The 20344-nt window shown below is 54.5% G+C and carries 19 protein-coding genes; 7 read left to right on the forward strand and 12 right to left on the reverse strand.

Annotation, left to right across the window (positions count from 1 at the left end):
• Nucleotides 1–144: 144 nt before the first annotated feature.
• On the forward strand, nt 145–1245 hold the full coding sequence (gene chaA, locus ACE15A_RS11985; RefSeq protein WP_053528995.1) for a sodium-potassium/proton antiporter ChaA: 1101 nt from the start codon (nt 145–147) through the stop codon (nt 1243–1245).
• Nucleotides 1246–1297: 52 nt separating this feature from the next.
• Here chaA and kdsA read toward each other — a convergent pair whose 3' ends face one another.
• The 6 genes from kdsA to hemA are packed head-to-tail and all read right to left on the reverse strand — an operon-like array spanning nt 1298 to nt 6601.
• Entirely contained in the window at nt 1298–2152 is an 855-nt protein-coding gene (gene kdsA, locus ACE15A_RS11990; RefSeq protein WP_000811044.1) for a 3-deoxy-8-phosphooctulonate synthase, read from the reverse strand.
• A gap of 37 nt (nt 2153–2189) precedes the next feature.
• Nucleotides 2190–2999: an invasion regulator SirB1 gene (gene sirB1, locus ACE15A_RS11995; protein WP_023185552.1), complete on the reverse strand. Its 810-nt coding sequence runs from the start codon at nt 2997–2999 to the stop codon at nt 2190–2192.
• Nucleotides 3000–3002: 3 nt separating this feature from the next.
• Entirely contained in the window at nt 3003–3392 is a 390-nt protein-coding gene (gene sirB2, locus ACE15A_RS12000; protein ID WP_023247652.1) for an invasion regulator SirB2, read from the reverse strand.
• A complete protein-coding gene (gene prmC / locus ACE15A_RS12005; protein WP_129382431.1) occupies nt 3389–4222 on the reverse strand; it encodes a peptide chain release factor N(5)-glutamine methyltransferase in 834 nt (277 codons plus the stop codon). The genes sirB2 and prmC overlap by 4 nt, the downstream gene beginning before the upstream one ends.
• A complete protein-coding gene (prfA, locus tag ACE15A_RS12010) occupies nt 4222–5304 on the reverse strand; it encodes a peptide chain release factor 1 (protein WP_000804703.1) in 1083 nt (360 codons plus the stop codon). Before prfA ends, prmC begins: the two co-directional genes overlap by 1 nt.
• A 40-nt stretch (nt 5305–5344) precedes the next feature.
• Nucleotides 5345–6601 (reverse strand): glutamyl-tRNA reductase, encoded by a 1257-nt coding sequence (gene hemA, locus ACE15A_RS12015; protein WP_000173208.1) that lies wholly within the window; start codon nt 6599–6601, stop codon nt 5345–5347.
• 313 nt (nt 6602–6914) lie between these two features.
• Between hemA and lolB the strand changes: the two genes are divergently transcribed.
• Together lolB and ispE are read left to right on the forward strand one after the other, a co-directional pair.
• Nucleotides 6915–7538 carry a lipoprotein insertase outer membrane protein LolB gene (gene lolB / locus ACE15A_RS12020; protein ID WP_000174489.1) on the forward strand — a complete coding sequence of 208 codons (624 nt, stop codon included), beginning with the start codon at nt 6915–6917 and terminating at the stop codon, nt 7536–7538.
• Nucleotides 7535–8386, forward strand: a complete 852-nt coding sequence (gene ispE / locus ACE15A_RS12025) for a 4-(cytidine 5'-diphospho)-2-C-methyl-D-erythritol kinase (protein ID WP_053507909.1) — start codon at nt 7535–7537, stop codon at nt 8384–8386. The genes lolB and ispE overlap by 4 nt, the downstream gene beginning before the upstream one ends.
• Here ispE and ACE15A_RS12030 read toward each other — a convergent pair.
• Nucleotides 8383–8553, reverse strand: a complete 171-nt coding sequence (locus ACE15A_RS12030; RefSeq protein WP_154707545.1) for a hypothetical protein — start codon at nt 8551–8553, stop codon at nt 8383–8385. The two genes, ispE and ACE15A_RS12030, sit on opposite strands and share 4 nt — an antisense overlap.
• 98 nt (nt 8554–8651) lie before the next feature.
• Between ACE15A_RS12030 and prs the strand changes: the two genes are divergently transcribed.
• On the forward strand, nt 8652–9599 hold the full coding sequence (prs, locus tag ACE15A_RS12035; protein ID WP_001518537.1) for a ribose-phosphate diphosphokinase: 948 nt from the start codon (nt 8652–8654) through the stop codon (nt 9597–9599).
• 124 nt (nt 9600–9723) lie between these two features.
• Nucleotides 9724–11409: a C4-dicarboxylic acid transporter DauA gene (gene dauA / locus ACE15A_RS12040; protein ID WP_023247656.1), complete on the forward strand. Its 1686-nt coding sequence runs from the start codon at nt 9724–9726 to the stop codon at nt 11407–11409.
• Between the two features lie 44 nt (nt 11410–11453).
• Here dauA and ychH read toward each other — a convergent pair whose 3' ends face one another.
• A complete protein-coding gene (gene ychH / locus ACE15A_RS12045; protein ID WP_023247657.1) occupies nt 11454–11732 on the reverse strand; it encodes a stress-induced protein YchH in 279 nt (92 codons plus the stop codon).
• A gap of 276 nt (nt 11733–12008) precedes the next feature.
• On the opposite strand from ychH, the gene pth reads away from it, so the two are divergent.
• Nucleotides 12009–12593: an aminoacyl-tRNA hydrolase gene (pth, locus tag ACE15A_RS12050; RefSeq protein WP_023247658.1), complete on the forward strand. Its 585-nt coding sequence runs from the start codon at nt 12009–12011 to the stop codon at nt 12591–12593.
• Between the two features lie 116 nt (nt 12594–12709).
• Nucleotides 12710–13801 carry a redox-regulated ATPase YchF gene (gene ychF / locus ACE15A_RS12055; RefSeq protein WP_000505853.1) on the forward strand — a complete coding sequence of 364 codons (1092 nt, stop codon included), beginning with the start codon at nt 12710–12712 and terminating at the stop codon, nt 13799–13801.
• Between the two features lie 151 nt (nt 13802–13952).
• Here the strand turns inward: ychF and ybtS are convergent, their stop codons facing one another.
• The 4 genes from ybtS to ybtP are packed head-to-tail and all read right to left on the reverse strand — an operon-like array spanning nt 13953 to nt 20071.
• Nucleotides 13953–15269, reverse strand: coding sequence for a yersiniabactin biosynthesis salicylate synthase Irp9/YbtS (gene ybtS, locus ACE15A_RS12060; protein ID WP_023247659.1), 1317 nt, complete (start codon nt 15267–15269; stop codon nt 13953–13955).
• 27 nt (nt 15270–15296) lie between these two features.
• A complete protein-coding gene (gene ybtX, locus ACE15A_RS12065; RefSeq protein ID WP_053507908.1) occupies nt 15297–16577 on the reverse strand; it encodes a yersiniabactin-associated zinc MFS transporter YbtX in 1281 nt (426 codons plus the stop codon).
• Complete coding sequence (gene ybtQ, locus ACE15A_RS12070; protein WP_053507907.1) at nt 16570–18372, reverse strand: yersiniabactin ABC transporter ATP-binding/permease protein YbtQ; 1803 nt, start codon at nt 18370–18372, stop codon at nt 16570–16572. The genes ybtX and ybtQ overlap by 8 nt, the downstream gene beginning before the upstream one ends.
• Nucleotides 18359–20071, reverse strand: a complete 1713-nt coding sequence (gene ybtP, locus ACE15A_RS12075; RefSeq protein ID WP_053507906.1) for a yersiniabactin ABC transporter ATP-binding/permease protein YbtP — start codon at nt 20069–20071, stop codon at nt 18359–18361. Before ybtP ends, ybtQ begins: the two co-directional genes overlap by 14 nt.
• Nucleotides 20072–20344 lie beyond the last annotated feature (273 nt).

Consider the following 20344-nt stretch of genomic DNA (forward strand, 5'->3'; position numbering starts at 1 on the left):
ATGCTTTTTTTTAGGGTTTTGAAAGAAAAAGATAGTCTATGCCGTAAAATTACGTAAAAAACCACTGAAAAAATACAAAGTTCTGCTATTTTTACCTTCTTTACTATTTCCAAAAATATTAACACCTGCACAAGGGAGACCCTAATGACACATGCCTGTGAGGCGGTGAAAACCCGCCATAAGGAGACTTCGCTTATTTTCCCGGTTCTTGCGCTGGTAGTGCTGTTCCTTTGGGGAAGCAGCCAGTCACTACCAGTGGTTATTGGCATCAATATCCTTGCACTTATTGGTATTTTAAGCAGTGCATTTAGCGTGGTCCGCCATGCGGATGTATTAGCGCACCGACTCGGCGAACCCTTCGGATCGCTTATTTTAAGCCTGTCCGTCGTTATTCTTGAGGTAAGTTTAATTTCAGCGCTAATGGCCACCGGCGATGCTGCGCCAACGCTTATGCGCGATACGCTCTACTCTATTATTATGATTGTCACCGGCGGACTGGTCGGTTTCTCGTTGTTGTTGGGCGGGCGTAAATTCGCAACGCAATATATGAATTTATTCGGGATTAAGCAGTATCTTATCGCGCTGTTTCCGCTGGCGATTATTGTGCTGGTTTTTCCAATGGCATTGCCGCAAGCCAATTTCTCTACCGGTCAGGCATTATTGGTCGCGTTAATTTCCGCCGCGATGTACGGCGTATTTTTGTTGATTCAAACCAAAACGCACCAGAGCTTATTTATCTATGAACATGAAGATGAAGGCGATGATGGCAATCCACACCACGGTAAACCCTCAGCGCACAGTAGCAGCTGGCATACTGTCTGGTTACTCATTCATTTAATTGCGGTCATTGCCGTTACCAAAATGAATGCCAGCCCGCTGGAGGCGCTGCTGACCAGCATGAACGCCCCGGTCGCCTTTACCGGCTTCCTGGTCGCGCTGTTAATTCTCTCGCCGGAAGGACTGGGCGCGTTGAAGGCGGTACTGAATAATCAGGTTCAGCGGGCAATGAATCTATTCTTCGGATCGGTGTTGGCGACGATTTCATTAACCGTGCCGGTCGTCACGCTTATCGCCTGGGCGACAGGTAATGATCTGGTGTTTGGTTTAGGCGCGCCGGAAATGGTAGTGATGGTGGCCTCGTTAGTGCTGTGCCATATATCGTTCTCTACCGGACGCACCAACGTGCTAAACGGCGCAGCGCATCTGGCTTTGTTTGCCGCCTATCTGATGACGATTTTTGCCTGAGATAAAAAGCCGGATAGCGTCTTATCCGGCCTACACAAGCAAAAAACCGCAATCAGTTCTCGGTATCCAGCTCGTCGAAGCTTTTCACCAAATCATCAATCGCTTTTATCTGGGTCAGGAACTGCTCCAGTTTCGCCAGCGGCAGCGCGGAAGGACCGTCGCACTTCGCGTTAGCCGGGTCCGGATGCGATTCCAGGAACAGCCCCGCCAGACCGACAGCCATACCGGCACGCGCCAGCTCGGTCACCTGACCACGACGACCACCCGAGGCGGCGCCAAACGGATCGCGGCATTGCAGCGCATGGGTAACATCAAAAATTACCGGACTGTTGCCGGAGACTTTCTTCATCACGCCAAAACCCAGCATATCCACAACCAGGTTGTCATAACCAAAGTTCGCGCCGCGGTCGCACAGAATCACCTTATCGTTACCGCCCTCATGGAACTTATCCACGATATTGCCCATCTGACCTGGGCTTACGAACTGCGGCTTTTTCACGTTAATCACAGCGCCGGTTTTCGCCATCGCTTCCACCAGGTCGGTCTGGCGCGCCAGAAACGCCGGGAGCTGAATCACGTCAACCACATCAGCCACAGGCTGCGCCTGGCTGGCCTCATGGACGTCAGTGATCACTTTTACGCCAAATGTCTGCTTGAGTTCCTGGAAAATCTTCATCCCTTCTTCCAGACCCGGCCCACGGTAAGAGTGAATAGAGGAACGGTTGGCTTTATCAAAAGAGGCCTTGAACACGTAAGGGATACCCAGCTTCTGGGTAACGGTCACGTAGTGCTCACAAATGCGCATTGCCAGATCGCGTGACTCCAGCACGTTCATACCGCCAAACAGCACAAACGGCAGGTCATTTGCCACCTTAATGTCGCCAATGTTAACCACTTTTTGTTTCATAGGATCGCCTTACACTTATAGGTAAAATGTCGGTTAATTAATGCAGAACAATTTGCTTGTGCGCAATGGTGTTGATCTGCGCACGAATCATTTCGCTGATCGGGTCTTCCGGACACTGCTCAACGAAGTAGCTTAAATCAGTCAGCGCAACGTGTTCACACTCAAGCTGCGCGTAAATCAACCCGCGGTCACGGATTTCGTAAGGATCTTCCGGGTTAAATTGCAACAACGCTTCGCTAACGCGCAGCGCCAGCTCCATTTGCCGTTCCTCCATCAGAGAGGATTTCAGTGTATCCAGTAGCTTACGGATCACTTCAGCGTTATCGGCCTCGTCCAAATCTTCGTTAAACAACTCGGCGACCGGACTAATATTGCCTTTTAACCAGACTTCCAGAGTATGTTCATCAAGCGTTTCACCGTTGAACGGGTTAATCAGCCACATTTCCCCTTCCAGCGATTCAATACGCAAAATCAACTGCGTCGGGAAGATAACGGGCACCAACGGCAAATCAAGACGGTTTGCTATCCATAATAAAATAGCGCCCAACGATACCGCGCTACCCTGGCGGTTTTTCAGGACTTTATCGAGCCATAAAGCATCAGAAAGACGGTAGACGCCGCGGGAGTCCGTGAACCCCCACTCGCCGTAAAAAAGTGCCAGCAATTTTTCCAGTTGCTCATCCTGAGACAGGAGCTGGCTAATTTCTTCCTGCGCCAGACTGACCAGACGTTCCAGTTCGTCGTAGACAAACTGCGTAGGAAAATCCAGGCGAATCCTCTCTGATGCCAGGATCATGCCATCACACAGCGGCGCATTGTTAAATTCGAAATCAGCTAACGACCTCATGACTTACCCCAGTAACGGTATTTTTGTGGTGGCGAGTTTAATGATGATGTACAGCACCACCAGCGCCAGCGGGAAGGCGATGAAACGCGCCTGCTGGCTGCGCGCCTGACGATAATCAAGCGCAATAAAACCCAAAACGATGTAGATGATAACGCCAAACAGTTTTTCAGTCAGCCATGAGCCCGACTCCGTGAATGGCAGGATGTGCGTTTTAACGATTAACCCGATGCCGCTAAGCAGTAACAGGGTATCTATGACGGGAGGCGCGATTCGCGTCCAGCGCGCGGCGGCCAACGCGTGACCGCAATAGCGCCACCAGTAACGGGCGACAAACAAACTGACGGAGAGCGCAACGCAGATAAGGTGAAACGTGAGCAACATCGCAATTGTCATAGCGTAAAACGTCCGCAGGTCACGCGTTCATTACCACCATAATCACGACACGTTTCCACATCCGTGTAACCAGACCGCCTGAAAACCGCTCTTACCGCTTCGCCTTGCTGCCAACCGTGTTCCAGCAACAGGCAGCCGCCGGGCGTTAACATCTGGCGGGCGTGGTCGATAATATGCGTAAGATCCGCCATACCGTTTTCATCCGCCACCAACGCCGAGAGCGGTTCAAAGCGTACATCGCCTTCGCTAAGATGCGGGTCCTGCGCGTCAATGTAGGGTGGATTACTGACAATCATATCGAACTGCTGCCCCGATAGCGCGCTGAACCAACAACTTTGCAGTATACGGACATTCCGGATAGCCAAATGTTTCGCGTTACGTACCGCCAGCGCGACCGCATCAGGCATACGATCGACCGCAGTCACCTCGCAATCCGGTCGCTCGCTGGCCAGCGCCAGCGCAATCGCGCCGGTTCCAGTGCCTAAATCCAGAATACGACAGTTTTTTACCGGCAATCGCGCCAGCGCCTGTTCAACCAGACATTCGGTATCCGGGCGCGGGATTAGCGTGGCAGGAGAAACGAAGAACGACAGCGACCAGAATTCGCGTAAGCCCGTCAGGTACGCAATCGGTTCGCCCTGTTTACGCCGCTGCAGCAGATCCGCGAGCTGTTGTTGCTGGACATCGGTAAGCGGCGTTTCGCCAAAGGCCATGATATACGTCCGCCCCTTGCCCGTAACGTACTCAAGCAGGATCTCGGCGTCACGCCGCGGGCTGTCGCTATCCCGGAGCTGGTTTACCGCCTCACGCAGCCAGTGCTGAAAATCCATTATTCCTGCTCGGACAACGCGGCTAACAGATCTGCCTGGTGTTCCTGAACAATCGGCTCAATCAGCATATCCAGCTTACCTTCCATCGTTTCATCAAGGCGATATAACGTCAGATTAATACGATGATCGGTCACGCGTCCCTGCGGGAAGTTATAGGTCCGGTTACGATCGCTGCGATCGCCGCTGCCGAGCAGGTTGCGGCGCGTTGACGCTTCGGCCTGCTGGCGTTTTGCCGTTTCGGCGGCGTGAATACGCGCCCCGAGCACCGAGAGCGCTTTCGCTTTGTTTTTATGCTGCGAACGCTCGTCCTGGCATTCCACGACAATCCCGGTCGGCAAGTGGGTAATACGGATAGCGGAGTCGGTGGTGTTGACGTGCTGACCGCCCGCGCCGGAAGAACGAAACGTATCAATGCGCAGATCCGCCGGGTTTATATCCGGCAGCTCGGCTTCCGGTAGCTCCGGCATCACGGCGACGGTACAGGCGGAGGTATGGATACGCCCCTGCGACTCGGTCGCCGGAACACGCTGTACGCGGTGTCCGCCAGACTCAAATTTCAGTCGGCCATACACACCGTCGCCGCTGATTTTGGCGATGATCTCTTTATAACCGCCATGCTCGCCTTCGCTCATGCTCATGATCTCCACACGCCAGCGGCGCGCTTCGGCATAACGGCTGTACATGCGGAACAGATCGCCGGCAAACAGCGCGGCTTCATCGCCGCCGGTGCCGGCGCGAACCTCAAGGAACGCGTTTCGTTCATCGTCCGGATCTTTCGGCAGCAGCAGTACCTGTAACTGTTGCTCCAGTTGTTCGCTTTTTTCTTTCGCTTCGCGCAGTTCTTCCTGCGCCATTTCTCGCATTTCAGGATCGTCGAGCATCATCTGAGCCGTCTCGATATCGTCCTGAACCTGTTGCCAGTCCGTAAAACAGCGAGAAACGTCGCTTAATTGCGCATATTCACGCGACAATGCGCGAAAGCGGTCCTGGTCGGCGATAATTCCCGCATCGCCCAGCAACGCCTGAACTTCCTCATGGCGTTCGTGCAGGGCTTCCAGTTTGGCAACGATAGAAGGCTTCATAGGCGTAAATTCACCCTGTAAAAAAGTGTGGTGTGTACTGCTACTCCAGCCCGAGGCTGTCGCGCAGAATATTCAGGCGTTCGTCATCCCCGTCACGGGCAGCCTGTTGAAGTGATTTCGTTGGCGCATGAATCAGGCGGTTGGTCAGTTTCCATGCCAGATCCTGCAAGATGGCTTGCGCATCGCCGCCCTGTTGAAGGGCTGACAGCGCTTTGGTAGTCAGTTCGTCACGAATCTGCTCCGACTGACTACGGTATTCCCGAATGGTCTCGCTGGCCCCCTGGGCACGTAGCCAGGCCATAAACTCGCTGGCTTCCTGCTCAACAATCGTTTCCGCTTCTACCGCCGCAGCCTGACGCTGCGCCAGATTATGCGAAATGATGCTCTGTAAATCATCGACGCTATAAAGATAAGCATTCGCCAGTTTGCCGACTTCCGGCTCAACGTCGCGCGGTACGGCGATATCCACCAGCAGCATCGGCTGGTTACGACGGCTTTTTAATGCGCGCTCCACCATGCCTTTGCCGATAATCGGCAGCGGACTGGCGGTCGAGCTGATGATAATATCGGCATCCTGCAAACGGGCGTCGATATCGCTGAGCGAGATAACCTCGGCGCCTACCTCATCCGCCAGGGCTTGCGCGCGCTCGCGGGTTCGGTTGGCGATAATCATCTTTTGTACTTTATGCTCGCGCAGGTGACGCGCCACCAGTTCAATAGTTTCGCCCGCGCCAACTAACAGTACAGTGACCGTCGAGAGCGATTCAAAGATTTGGCGGGCGAGCGTACAGGCGGCAAACGCGACGGAGACGGCGCTGGCGCCGATATCAGTTTCAGTCCGCACTCGCTTGGCGACGGAAAAAGACTTCTGGAACATTCGCTCCAGCGCGCTGGCGTTAAGGTGGCCTTTTTGCGAATCCGCAAACGCTTTTTTCACCTGACCGAGGATTTGCGGTTCGCCCAGCACCAGTGAATCCAGACCGCTGGCGACGCGCATCAGGTGGCTGACGGCGTCATTGTCCTGATGCCAGTACAGACTGTTGCGCAGATCGTCTTCGTTCAGGTTATGGTAATCGCATAACCAGCGGATCAGCGCTTCTTGCAGGTTATCCTGCTCTTCCACGCTCAGATACAGCTCTGTACGGTTACAGGTTGACAGCACGACCCCGCCCTGCACCATTGGCTGCGCAAGCAGGCTGTCCAGCGCCTGATCAAGCGTGTCCGGCGAAAACGTTACGCGTTCTCGCAGCGATACAGGTGCCGTTTTATGGTTAATACCGAGCGCTAAAAGGGTCATGTCTGCGGGAGTAGTACCAGCGTTGATATGGTTAGTCTGCTTGCATCATACAGGATGCGCGTGGTCAATAAAAGAGAGAGCCCCCTTTTGGAGTAATTGGCAGCGCTCGCTAATTTGATGATTTAAGACAACTTGAAAGTAGACGATGTTACCAGGCGGCGCTAGCATTAAAGGCTATAACTGTAACCGATAGCAAAAATTTGCCGAATCGCGGCGCGAACGTTTTTACAGCCTGCAGGTTCAGTTTTCAGGCCTGATAAGCGTAACGCCATCAGGTAATTATTGCACCGTATCACAAGGATTCGTCATCACTATGACCCTGCCCGATTTTCGCCTGATTCGTCTACTGCCGTTAGCAAGCCTGGTTCTCACCGCCTGTACGCTTCCTGTGCATAAAGGCCCGGGTAAGAGCCCGGATTCCCCTCAGTGGCGCCAGCATCAGCAAGAGGTGCGCCATCTGAATCAATACCAGACGCGCGGCGCCTTTGCTTACATATCTGATGATCAGAAAGTCTATGCGCGTTTCTTCTGGCAACAGACCGGACAGGATCGTTACCGTCTGCTGCTCACCAACCCGCTGGGCAGCACCGAGCTGGAGCTTAACGCCCAGCCGGGGAACGTCCAGTTGGTGGATAACAAAGGTCAGCGCTATACCGCCGATGACGCCGAAGAGATGATCGGCAAACTCACCGGGATGCCGATTCCGTTAAACAGCCTGCGGCAGTGGATTCTCGGTCTGCCTGGCGATGCCACCGACTATAAACTGGACGATCAGTATCGCCTGAGCGAAGTGAACTACCGCCAGGACGGTAAAAACTGGAAAGTGGTGTACGGTGGCTATGACAGCAAAACGCAGCCTGCCATGCCTGCCAATATGGAGCTTTCAGACGGCAGTCAGCGCATTAAGCTGAAAATGGATAACTGGATTGTGAAATGATGACCCACTGGCCTTCTCCGGCAAAATTAAATCTGTTTTTATATATCACCGGACAGCGTGCGGACGGCTACCACACGCTGCAGACGCTGTTTCAGTTTCTGGATTATGGCGACACACTACACATCGAACCGCGTCACGATGGCGAAATCCATTTATTAACTCCGGTTAACGGCGTTGAACATGAAGACAACCTGATCGTCCGCGCCGCACGGCTGTTGATGAAAACCGCCTCGGAGAGTGGACGCCTGCCCGCCGGAAGCGGTGCGGATATCAGCATTGAGAAGCGTTTGCCGATGGGCGGCGGTCTGGGCGGCGGTTCGTCTAACGCCGCGACCGTTCTGGTGGCGCTCAATCATCTTTGGCAATGCGGGCTTTCCATTGATGAACTGGCGACGCTCGGCCTGACGCTCGGCGCCGACGTCCCGGTCTTTGTTCGTGGCCACGCCGCCTTTGCCGAAGGCGTAGGCGAAATATTAACGCCGGTGAATCCACCGGAAAAATGGTATCTGGTCGCGCACCCTGGCGTCAGCATTCCGACGCCGGTTATCTTTAAAGATCCTCAATTGCCGCGTAATACGCCAAAAAGGTCAATAGATACGTTACTAAAATGTGAATTCGGCAATGATTGCGAGGTTATCGCAAGAAAACGTTTTCGCGAGGTTGATGCGGCGCTTTCCTGGCTGTTAGAATACGCGCCGTCGCGCCTGACTGGGACAGGGGCCTGTGTCTTTGCTGAATTCGATACAGAGTCTTGTGCTCGCCAGGTGCTTGAGCAAGCCCCGGAATGGCTCAATGCTTTTGTGGCGAAGGGTGTCAACCTCTCCCCATTGCATCGAGAGTTACTTTAAAGCATTCGGGTTTCAGGAAGATGGCGAAATGACGAGTCGCCAGTCATATACGCCGTATTTGACTGGTGTGAGGCATCGATGCCAGCGCACATGAAACGTGAATGAAGATGAGTAAGCCGGGCAAGCTGAGCTTCGGTGACAACGTCACCTTGTTCCAGACGTTGCATCGCGCTCTTTAATACACCGCCTGGATAGGATTTTGCCTGGCCCGCACAGTTTTCGGCAAATCTTTTCCACCAATGGACGCATGCCTGAGGTTCTTCTCGTGCCTGATATGAAGCTTTTTGCTGGTAACGCCACCCCGGAACTAGCACAACGTATTGCCAACCGCCTGTACACTTCTCTCGGCGACGCCGCCGTAGGTCGCTTTAGCGACGGCGAAGTCAGCGTACAAATCAACGAAAATGTACGCGGTGGTGATATTTTCATCATCCAGTCCACTTGTGCCCCAACCAACGACAACCTGATGGAATTGGTCGTTATGGTTGATGCCCTGCGTCGTGCTTCCGCAGGTCGTATCACCGCCGTTATCCCCTACTTTGGCTATGCACGTCAGGACCGTCGCGTACGTTCCGCCCGTGTGCCGATTACCGCAAAAGTTGTCGCTGACTTCCTGTCCAGCGTCGGCGTTGACCGCGTTCTCACCGTAGACCTGCATGCTGAACAGATCCAGGGCTTCTTTGACGTTCCGGTTGATAACGTGTTCGGTAGCCCAATCCTGCTCGAAGATATGCTGCAACTGAATCTGGATAACCCGATCGTGGTTTCCCCGGATATCGGCGGCGTGGTTCGTGCCCGCGCTATCGCTAAGCTGCTGAACGATACCGATATGGCTATCATTGATAAACGTCGTCCGCGTGCGAACGTTTCTCAGGTGATGCACATCATCGGCGACGTCGCTGGCCGTGACTGCGTGCTGGTTGACGATATGATCGATACCGGCGGTACTCTGTGCAAAGCAGCAGAAGCATTGAAAGAACGTGGCGCTAAACGCGTGTTTGCTTACGCGACGCACCCGATCTTCTCAGGCAATGCGGCAAACAACCTGCGCAACTCCGTCATTGACGAAGTCGTTGTCTGCGACACCATTCCGCTGACCGACGAAATCAAAGCACTGCCGAACGTGCGTACCTTGACCCTGTCAGGTATGCTGGCCGAAGCGATTCGCCGTATCAGCAACGAAGAATCGATTTCCGCCATGTTCGAGCATTGATCGAACCCGGATCTAAAACCCGCTGCGGCGGGTTTTTTTGTCTGTAATACCCTTTTGTATGACTTATGCCTCCTTCACCTGCCATTTAGTTGACAGATGATGCGCTCATGGATGAAACATTATTGTGAACAAATTATTTTCCTCACATGTGATGCCTTTCCGCGCTCTCATCGATGCTTGCTGGAAAGAAAAATATACCGCCTCCCGGTTCACCCGCGATGTGATAGCCGGGATCACCGTCGGGATTATTGCTATCCCGCTGGCGATGGCGCTGGCAATTGGCAGTGGCGTTGCGCCGCAATATGGCCTCTATACCTCCGCTGTCGCCGGGATCGTGATCGCGCTAACCGGCGGCTCGCGCTTTAGCGTTTCCGGCCCTACCGCCGCGTTTGTGGTGATTTTGTATCCGGTGTCGCAGCAGTTTGGTCTGGCGGGTCTACTGGTCGCCACGCTGATGTCGGGCTTCTTCCTGATCCTTTTCGGCCTGGCGAGACTGGGGCGATTGATTGAATATATCCCGGTGTCGGTCACGTTGGGTTTTACCTCAGGGATTGGTATTACCATCGGTACCATGCAGATTAAAGATTTTCTTGGTCTGCAGATGGCACATGTGCCTGAGCACTATTTGCAGAAAGTCGGCGCGCTGTTTATGGCGTTGCCCACCGTCAATATTGGCGATGCCGCCATTGGCGTGGTGACGCTGGGAACGTTGATTTTCTGGCCGCGTCTCGGCATTCGTCTGCCGGGACATCTTCCCGCGCTGCTGGCCGGTTGCGCCGTGATGGGGATCGTTAATCTGCTGGGCGGCAATGTGGCGACTATCGGTTCACAGTTCCACTACGTTCTGGCTGACGGCACCCGGGGCAACGGCATCCCGCAGCTCCTGCCGCAACTGGTGCTGCCGTGGAATCTTCCTGGCTCCGATTTCACGCTAAGCTGGGATTCACTGCGCGCGCTGTTGCCGGCGGCCTTCTCGATGGCAATGCTAGGGGCAATCGAATCATTGCTCTGCGCCGTCGTGCTGGACGGCATGACCGGCACCAAACATAAAGCGAACAGCGAACTTATCGGCCAGGGGCTGGGGAATATGGTCGCGCCGTTCTTTGGCGGCATCACCGCCACCGCCGCGATTGCCCGCTCTGCCGCCAACGTCCGCGCTGGCGCAACCTCTCCCGTCTCGGCGGTGATTCACGCCATCCTGGTCATTCTGGCGCTACTGGTCTTGGCTCCGCTACTCTCCTGGCTGCCGCTTTCCGCGATGGCGGCGCTACTGCTGATGGTGGCATGGAATATGAGTGAAGCCCATAAAGTGGTGGATCTGTTACGCCATGCGCCGAAAGATGACATCATCGTTATGCTGCTGTGCATGTCATTAACGGTACTGTTTGATATGGTCATCGCCATCAGCGTGGGGATTGTTCTTGCCTCCCTGCTATTTATGCGCCGTATTGCGCGTATGACACGACTTGCGCCAGTCAATGTCGATGTGCCTGATGATGTGCTGGTGCTGCGCGTTATCGGTCCGCTCTTTTTCGCCGCGGCGGAAGGGCTGTTTACCGAGCTTGAGTCGCGTATTAACGGTAAACGTATCGTGGTTTTGAAATGGGATGCAGTGCCAGTGCTGGATGCAGGCGGGCTGGATGCTTTTCAGCGTTTTGTGAAACGTCTGCCGGAGGGTTGCGAATTGCGTATCAGTAACCTGGAGTTCCAACCACTGCGCACAATGGCGCGCGCCGGTATCAAACCCATTCCAGGCCGTCTGACCTTCTTCCCGAACAGGACAGCGGCGTTAGCAGACTTGAGCAGTTAATGGGCAATGCCCGGTGGCGATAACGCTTACCGGGCCTGAACCGGTTAGCTATGACGACGATTGTCGTTACGGCGGCAACGTTTGTCATAGTGACGTACCCACCAGTATTTGTCGCTCACCTGCTCATGCCCCCCTACGCGAGCACCCGCCAGCCAAAGAACCGCACCGACAAAAATGCTGAGTACAGCGCCATGTGCAAAAAATTGCGGCAAATTAAACTGCGGCAATTGGTTTAAAATAGAGTAACCAACGCCGACAACCATCACTGCCAGCCCCAACCCCATCAGCACGTTACCGAATAACGAAGCGTTTTTGCGTTTCATATGTCACCTCCGGAACTTTTGGGTTGTTTTAAGGAAATCCCCCTAAACTTTATGTGTAAAGTATAGACAACACTGCCGTTTGTAAGTGCGGGTGCGATCACAAATGTAAAGTTTCATTTAACAAAACTTTACAAATAACACACTGAACAGTTTACTTTTTTAATAATTTTCACTGGCAATTATTTAATTTACTTCAGAGTGTCGCTGTATTTTGTCAAGCGGGCAGACAGACAGTAAACTACGCGCCAGTTATGGATCTACTCAGGACAAAAAAACGTGGCAATTAAATTGATTGTTGGTCTGGCGAATCCCGGTGCGGAATATGCCGCGACGCGACACAATGCAGGCGCATGGTACGTCGATTTACTGGCGGAGCGTCTGCGTGCACCGTTGCGTGAAGAGCCTAAATTCTTTGGCTATACCTCACGCATCATGCTGGAAGGGGAAGATGTTCGCCTGCTGGTACCCACCACGTTCATGAACCTCAGTGGTAAAGCAGTTGGCGCAATGGCCAGTTTTTACCGTATTCAGCCGGACGAAATCCTGGTCGCTCACGATGAGCTGGATCTCCCACCGGGCGTCGCGAAATTTAAACTTGGCGGCGGCCACGGCGGCCATAATGGTCTGAAAGACATCATCAGCAAGCTGGGCAATAATCCCAACTTTCATCGATTACGCGTTGGAATCGGTCATCCAGGCGATAAAAATAAAGTTGTTGGTTTCGTACTGGGTAAGCCCCCTGTTTCTGAACAAAAATTAATTGATGAGGCTATTGACGAAGCGGCACGCTGTACGGAAATGTGGTTCAAAGAAGGTCTGGCCAAAGCAACAAGCCGTTTGCATACCTTTAAGGCGCAATAACCAGTGATGTGCGGCATTTTTGCCGCACGCCGTGTATAATAGGCGAAGTTATTTCCATTTCTGCAATCTGTTTTCTATAACAGGTTGATTATTAAGATATTAAGGTGAGTTAAATCATGGGATTCAAATGCGGTATCGTCGGTCTGCCCAACGTTGGGAAATCCACCCTGTTCAACGCGCTGACAAAAGCCGGTATTGAAGCGGCAAACTTTCCGTTCTGCACCATCGAACCGAATACCGGTGTCGTACCGATGCCCGATCCGCGTCTGGACCAGTTGGCTGAGATTGTTAAACCGCAGCGTATTCTACCAACCACGATGGAGTTCGTGGATATCGCTGGTCTGGTAAAAGGCGCGTCCAAAGGCGAAGGATTGGGCAATCAGTTCCTGACCAACATCCGTGAAACCGAAGCTATCGGTCACGTTGTTCGCTGCTTTGAGAACGACAATATCATCCACGTGGCGGGTAAAGTAAACCCGGCAGAAGATATTGATGTTATCAATACCGAACTGGCGTTGGCTGACCTCGATACGTGCGAACGTGCCATCCATCGCGTGCAAAAGAAAGCAAAAGGCGGCGATAAAGACGCAAAAGCAGAACTGGCTGCGCTGGAGAAATGCCTGCCGCACCTGGCCGAAGCGGGGATGCTGCGCTCGCTGGACCTGACGGATGAAGATAAAGCGGCTATCCGCTATTTAAGCTTCCTGACGTTGAAGCCCACAATGTATATCGCTAACGTCAATGAAGACGGTTTTGAAAACAACCCGTATCTGGACCAGGTTCGTGAAATCGCCGCGAAAGAAGGCTCGGTAGTGGTTCCGGTGTGTGCCGCCGTCGAGGCCGATATTGCTGAGCTGGATGATGAAGAGCGCGATGAGTTCATGGCAGAACTGGGACTGGAAGAGCCAGGACTGAACCGTGTTATTCGTGCAGGTTACCGTCTGCTCAACCTTCAGACCTACTTCACCGCCGGCGTGAAAGAAGTCCGCGCATGGACTATTCCGGTTGGCGCAACCGCGCCGCAGGCGGCCGGTAAAATCCATACCGACTTTGAAAAAGGTTTTATCCGCGCCCAAACTATCGCCTTTGACGACTTCATTACCTACAAAGGTGAACAAGGCGCGAAAGAAGCCGGTAAGATGCGAGCGGAAGGGAAAGATTACATCGTTAAAGATGGCGATGTGATGAACTTCCTGTTCAACGTCTAAATAAAATTTGTTGTCTCATGAGGTTTCACTGAATCTCATAACAACGGTAAAACTCTATAAAATCCACGCCAAAGCGTGGATTTTTGTTATAACGCTGTACTTCACATTAAATAACCAGCCACTGACTGCCAGGGCGGACAATCTCGCCCGACTACCCCTGCTCTGCCGCTATTAAATAGGGCGCAATGCTCGCTAATTTCTCCCGGGTTTCCGTCAGTTCGCGTTCCGGCGTAGATTGCGCGATGATTCCCGCCCCCGCCTGTATCCAGCAGCGCTGGCTGTCCTGAAATACGGAACGCAGAACTAGCGCCGCGTCGAAGCGCGTATCGTCCAACAGCAGGATTGCGCCGGAATAAAGCTCTCGCGGCGTCTTCTCAATTTGCATAATCGCGTTCAGAGCAGCATTTTTAGGGATGCCTGAGGCGGTAATAGACGGAAACAGCACGGTAAACGCATCCCAGGCATCCTTGTTTTCCGCAAGCTGACCGCTCACGCCAGACCCCAGATGCTGAACGCTGCCGCGCTGGCGAACCGACATTAAATCTTCAACCACCACGCTGCCCGGCTGGCAAACGGCCTCCAGTTCGACGATAGCTTCTTTGACAGAAAGGATATGCTCAAGCACCTCTTTACTGTCGTGCAGCAGTTCTGCCTCTTTCGCCTTATTATGCTCCGGGTTTCCCATGCGATCGCGGGTGCCCGCAAGCGGTTCAGTAACCACTTTATTGCCCGTCACTGACATCACCAGTTCCGGGCTAAAGCCCAGCGCTTCGCGTCCTTCCTGACGGAACATAAACGAACGCGTAGGCGTGTTTGCCTGCCGCCCGTATAACAGCGTGGCGGGCATATCAATCCTCGATGGCAGGGGAATAGCGCGCGAGACAATCACTTTGACATACTCGCCACGGCGGAGCTCCGCAACGGCGCGTGCAACCTGTTGTTTATACGCCTCACCATTGAGAGCGGTATCCACCGCCAGTGGTGCGTTCTGCGTCGTTGTACCGGCCTCTTTCACCCACTCGCACAGACGTCGGCACCCGTCGGCGGAGTCCGCATAAACGGTGACATTTCCCTTTTCAAAAATAAGTTCTTCACGGGGAACGGTTAACGTCAGTAGCGGCCACTCCCCGGCGTTAAAGGCAATCCCCCGCGCATGCGCCGCAAAGTTGAACCCAACCTGTCCATATACCCGACGTCCTTTCACCTGAGGATGCGCCATAAAACGACGCGCGCAGTCGGCAATGGAATCCACCGCCCATTTTTGCTCCCCGGTATCATCAATAAATGTCGCCTGCGTTCCATCGGCATTAATGTGCAACCGTGCCTGGCACCCTTTGCCTAAATACCAACAGGGTTGGCGCTCATAGACATAACACTCTTCTTCTGCGAACTGGCGTAAAACGCCAGAAATCGTCGGCAGCCATTGTTCCTCTGGTAACGCCAGGTGTAAAAATTCACTGATTTTCATCCCTTACCTCTCTGTGTTATTCCCGGATCAATCAATTGCGCTTGTCATCAGTTCTCTTGCCGAATGCAGCCGGATATAAGCAACCCACGCCGCCAACAACGTGAATGCCCCGGCAAACAGGAAGCAGGCCGCATAGCCAAAATGTTGAGCAACAACGCCACCGATAACGCCTGCCAGAATGGCGATTGCCGCGTCAGTACATTGAAAGAGGGTGAAGTCGACACCGGCCTGCAAAGGCGATGAAAGCGACATCAGCGTGGCGTAAAGACAGACCAGCGCGCAGGCCAGCGAAATGGACTGGACAATGACCAGACACTGGAGAATCGGCGGCAACAGATGACCCGGCGCCATCATGAGCGTCATCACCACCGCCAGCAGCGCGATCCCCTGGACGCCATAAGCCGTCAACAGCGCTCTGCCGGGTGAGGTGTATTTCATCAGCAATCCACCGGCCAGCGTTCCTGCTATGCCCGCTGCAATATTGCCGCCGCTAAACAGCGCGCCCAACGCGGACATGCTTAACCCATGATCCAACAACAGCGGTGCCAGAAGAGGCAGCACAAACCGCATGCCTGAATTCAGCATCAATACCAGCAATAAGCCCAGGCGCGCCTGTTTCCTCCTTAGCGCATAACCTAACGCCGGAACATGCGGGATAGTCTCTGTTCGCGTCGGCTCCGTAATGCGCCACAGCGGGAGTGACAGCGCCATAATCAGCACCGCCATCATCAGCATGGCGACAGGCCAGCCGGATGCTGCCGACAGCATCAGGAACACCCCGCCGCCGCACATCATTCCCAGATAGCTGCCGCCGACCTGCACGCTGTTTCCCCAGCCGTAACCCGCACGGGTCAGTTGATCGACGCAAAAGCCGTCGCTGGCGATATCGATGGTGGAGGCGACCGTACCTGCCACCATAAACAGAACAAATAACGCGACGATTTGCGTATCGGGAAATCCCCGTTCTCGCCCAAACCAACCAATCGCTGCGGCAATCGTCAGGATCGCCGCTAGCGCGACCTGACCACGCAGGATTAACATGCGGGAACGGCGTTCCGGGCTACCGGGCGGAAGCCGCCAGCGTTCGATCCACGGCGCCCAAATAAACTTCAGCGCCCAGGGCAGCATAAACAGGGTTGTCGCACCGGCAAGCGCCAGCGAACCGCCAGCAACGCGCACCAACGCGGGTAAGGACTGCATAGACAGCGCCGATACCAGGCTCTGCGTCACATAGACGCCGGCAATAGCAAAAATCACTCGCCCGGTCGTCAACGTCAGCGGTTTAACATTCGACTGAACATCACTCATGCACCCACTCTCCAGACGCGGAAACCCCTTCGTCGCGCCACGCGCGCGCGGCCATTTGCGCCTGCCACAGCGCCTGATAACGTCCATGACGGGAGAGCAATTGCGCATGAGTACCCTGCTCAACCACCTGTCCCTCCTCCATCACCAGAATGTTTCCGGCCCCGGCGATGGTGGATAAACGGTGGGCGATGATAATCACCGTCCGGTTGTGAACCAGGTTATCGATCGCTTTTTGCACTGCCAGCTCGCTTTCAATATCCAGCGCGGCGGTCGGTTCATCGAGAATGACGACCGGCGCGTTTTTCAATAACGCTCTGGCAATGGAAATCCGCTGGCGCTCGCCGCCCGATAGCTGGCCACCCATCTCCCCCAATGGCGTCAGCCAGCCTTGCGGAAGACGGGAAATAAACTCAAGGCACTGCGCCGCGCGGGCGGCCTCTTCCACCTCCTGTCGCGTCGCCTGTGGGCGCGCGATACGGATATTCGCCAGCAGCGTGTCATCAAACAGCCAGACATCCTGGAAAACAACAGAAATCAGGCTATTGAGCTGTTCCGGCGTCAGGCGGCGAATATCGACGCCGCCAATAGAAATCTGCCCTTGCTGCGGATCGGCATAGCGCATTAACAGTTTAGTGACCGTGGTTTTGCCTGCGCCGGAGGCACCCACCAGCGCGCTCATACTGGCTGCCGGGAACGTCAAAGAAACATTATTAAGCGCGTGACCGTCGCCTTCTTCGTAGCGATAGCTGACGTTGTCAAAGCGGATATCGTAACGTTCCGGCATCTCGTTTTGCGCTGCGACGGGAAGCGGTGCTATCGCCATAAACTGCTCAATCCGTTGCAGGGCGCTGGCGATCAGTTCCACAACCGAGGTGTAGCTGATAAACATCGCCATCGGTTCTGCGAAGCGCATAATCATCGCAACGGCGGCAATCAGAAAGGCGAGATTCAGAGTGCCCGTCACCACCCAGACGATCCCGGATAACACCACCACCTGCAGGCCCAACTCCACGACGCTGGCGATCAGCATCGTCGCGCCAGCGCCCTGACGGTGAGTGCGGGTCTGCAAGTTTTCCAGCGCATTGAAATGCGCCAACAGCGCCCGGCTTTTATCGGCATCGCTGCCGCAGGTGCGCAATACCATCATCCCCTGAGCAAATTCAACGATATCGCCACTCAGTCGCTGGTGCGCTTCCCCCAGCGTCTGCATTTGTCGCCGCATCGCCGGGCGGCGCCAGTAATAAAACGGCACCAGCAGAGGGAAGATCAGCAACATCACCAGCCCCAGCCGCCAGTCTATCCACAATGTCGCCAGCGACGCCGTCAGCGGCGTGATAATGGTGAGCAGCAAAATATTGGCTATCGCAATAACATAATTGAGGTTTTCATCCACGCTGCCCAGCAGCAAGGCATTCATCTCGCCCGCCCTGCCGCGCTGGAGCTTCTCCAGCGGCACGCGGCGTAATTGCTCGCCAAGTCGCAGGCGCAACTCATGGGTGGCCTGCGCCAGATGACCACGGTATTCAAAGCCCAGGCCATACCAGCGTAGCGCCAGCGTCACAATAGTGGCAACGCTGAAGGCCACAGCCCAGTTAAGGAGTTGCGGCGCGTCTCCCCGTAACAGCGCATCAATGATCGGATAAAGACAGGCAAAGGCAATCCCCTGCATGAATGCTGCCAGCAACAGCGCCAGCATACTGCGCCTCAGCATCCTGGCCTGACTGCCAACGCTGGAGATAAGCTGGCGCCAGATGACGCGCCAGGCCAGGTTATCCGCAGGATTATTGTCTTTCATTTTCCACCACCTCTTCCTGTGTTCCACCCGGCACCCAATGCTGCGCCTGCTGATAGTGTTGCCAGAGCCGTTGATACAGGCCGCCCTGCGCCAACAGTTGCGTATGGTTCCCCATTTCCCTGAGCTGTCCGTCGGAAAACAGCAATATCACATCGGCCTGAGTCACCATTGAAAGACGATGCGCGACCATGATGACCGTCCGGCCGCGCATGGCCGCCGCGAGCGCCTTGATAAGCGCCGCTTCGTTTTCCGGGTCAGCAAACGCCGTCGCCTCATCGAGCACCAGGATGGGGCGATCCTGCAAAATCGCCCGGGCAATAGTGATGCGCTGCCGCTGGCCACCGGAGAGAAATACCCCGCGTTCCCCGACTCTCGTGTTGTAACCTTCTGGCAACACGCTAATAAAATCATGGGCCTGCGCCACTCTGGCCGCCGCTATTACCGCCTCCAGCGGCGTATCCGGCGCGCCCAGACGAATGTTATTGGCTATCGTGCCGGCAAAAAGGAAGTTGTCCTGAAACACAAACGAGAGTTGCTTCATCAGGGTGTCCGTCTGCATATCGCGCAGATCCACGCCGCCAATACGGATATGGCCTTTGTCTGGATCGGCGTAACGCAGCAGCAAGCGCGCCACGGTGCTTTTTCCGGCGCCGCTTGGCCCGACCAGCGCCACAATTTGCCCGGCAGGCACATGAAAGCTTACCTCCTGCAACGCGGCGCCAGTACGCGCTTGCGGATAATGAAAGCTCACCTGCTCAAAGGTAATGTTCGCCTCTTTCGGCTGCTGGTCGGACAGCGGCAGCGATAACTCCGGCATCGCGAGTACCTGATAAATACGCTGAATGCTTAAACGCGTTTGCGCGACCAGGTTATTGAGCATCATCATTGGCATCACGGCTTCGGCCATCCCGCTGCCCAACAGTAAAACGGCCACCCACGCAGTAAAATCGAGACTGCCATAGTGCAACAGGCCGTACCCCGACCAGATCAGGACAACCAGGGTCGGGAGAGGATTCAGAATCGAGAAGGAAAAACGCGCTGAAAAACCGGCTTTGCGATACCAGGTTTTGAGCACATCGCCCCACTCTTCAAGGGCGCGTTGATAGCGCAAAAAACTGGTGCTGCCGCTATCAAACGTTCTCACCACGGGCATGGCCTGCACAAACTCAATAACCGCCGCACTGACCTGCTCGCGCGCCTTATGATAACGCTGAGCCATATCTTCCGAACGCTGGCGGGCGAGCACGAGAACAACCGAGCCAAACGCCAGTACCCCCAGCGTCGCGATTGCCAGCCGCCAGTCCAGCCAGAACAAGATAACGATTGTCGCCAGCGGCATGATGATCGCGCGGGCATAGAGCGGCGTGCTGTCGGCCACAAAGATATGCAGTGACTTCACGTCATCCAGCATCACTTTCGCCACTGACCCACTCCCCATTTGCTGTAACACGCCAGGCGGAAGCTGCAATGCTTTACGGGCTAACCTGCTGCGCAGAATATTCTCCAGATGAAAAGCCGCGTAATGAGAGGTGTTGAACGCCTGCAAGCGCAGAACAAAAGTTAAGACCACGCAGCCGATCACGCCGCCCAGCGGCCAGGCCGGAATAGCGTCAGGCGTCGCGCGAAGGTCGCGCAGGCTCCACGCCAGAAAAAGGAGCGCTCCCAGGCTGGTTAATGCCGCCAGCCCCGCCAGCGCCATAGCTAAAATAACCTTCCGGCGAACCGGTGTAATCACCTGCCAGAGAGGAAATCGGGACAGCGATTCAGTGTTGGATGATTGAGATGACATGGGAGTGACTGAATTTCCTGATGAATTTTTACGGACGCCAAAAACGACAATTCAGGGTGGCGTTCTGAGAATTAATGTGAATAATAAGCATTATCAATAACTCTTCTACCCCATTCGGTTCTATTTATACCCTAAATAGTTCGAGTTGCAGGAAGGCGGCAAGCGAGGGAAGCCCCAGGAGCT

Origin of the sequence: Salmonella sp. HY31, assembly GCF_042604575.1 — a bacterium.
GTDB lineage: Bacteria > Pseudomonadota > Gammaproteobacteria > Enterobacterales > Enterobacteriaceae > Salmonella > Salmonella diarizonae.

Coding starts and splice junctions, on each gene's coding strand:
- chaA (WP_053528995.1), top strand. CDS start 145: ATGACACATGCCTGTGAGGCGGTGAAAACCCGCCATAAGGAGACTTCG.
- kdsA (WP_000811044.1), bottom strand. CDS start 2,152: ATGAAACAAAAAGTGGTTAACATTGGCGACATTAAGGTGGCAAATGAC.
- sirB1 (WP_023185552.1), bottom strand. CDS start 2,999: ATGAGGTCGTTAGCTGATTTCGAATTTAACAATGCGCCGCTGTGTGAT.
- sirB2 (WP_023247652.1), bottom strand. CDS start 3,392: ATGACAATTGCGATGTTGCTCACGTTTCACCTTATCTGCGTTGCGCTC.
- prmC (WP_129382431.1), bottom strand. CDS start 4,222: ATGGATTTTCAGCACTGGCTGCGTGAGGCGGTAAACCAGCTCCGGGAT.
- prfA (WP_000804703.1), bottom strand. CDS start 5,304: ATGAAGCCTTCTATCGTTGCCAAACTGGAAGCCCTGCACGAACGCCAT.
- hemA (WP_000173208.1), bottom strand. CDS start 6,601: ATGACCCTTTTAGCGCTCGGTATTAACCATAAAACGGCACCTGTATCG.
- lolB (WP_000174489.1), top strand. CDS start 6,915: ATGACCCTGCCCGATTTTCGCCTGATTCGTCTACTGCCGTTAGCAAGC.
- ispE (WP_053507909.1), top strand. CDS start 7,535: ATGATGACCCACTGGCCTTCTCCGGCAAAATTAAATCTGTTTTTATAT.
- ACE15A_RS12030 (WP_154707545.1), bottom strand. CDS start 8,553: ATGCAACGTCTGGAACAAGGTGACGTTGTCACCGAAGCTCAGCTTGCC.
- ychH (WP_023247657.1), bottom strand. CDS start 11,732: ATGAAACGCAAAAACGCTTCGTTATTCGGTAACGTGCTGATGGGGTTG.
- ychF (WP_000505853.1), top strand. CDS start 12,710: ATGGGATTCAAATGCGGTATCGTCGGTCTGCCCAACGTTGGGAAATCC.
- ybtS (WP_023247659.1), bottom strand. CDS start 15,269: ATGAAAATCAGTGAATTTTTACACCTGGCGTTACCAGAGGAACAATGG.
- ybtX (WP_053507908.1), bottom strand. CDS start 16,577: ATGAGTGATGTTCAGTCGAATGTTAAACCGCTGACGTTGACGACCGGG.
- ybtQ (WP_053507907.1), bottom strand. CDS start 18,372: ATGAAAGACAATAATCCTGCGGATAACCTGGCCTGGCGCGTCATCTGG.
- ybtP (WP_053507906.1), bottom strand. CDS start 20,071: ATGGCGCTGGCGGGGCTGGCGGCATTAACCAGCCTGGGAGCGCTCCTT.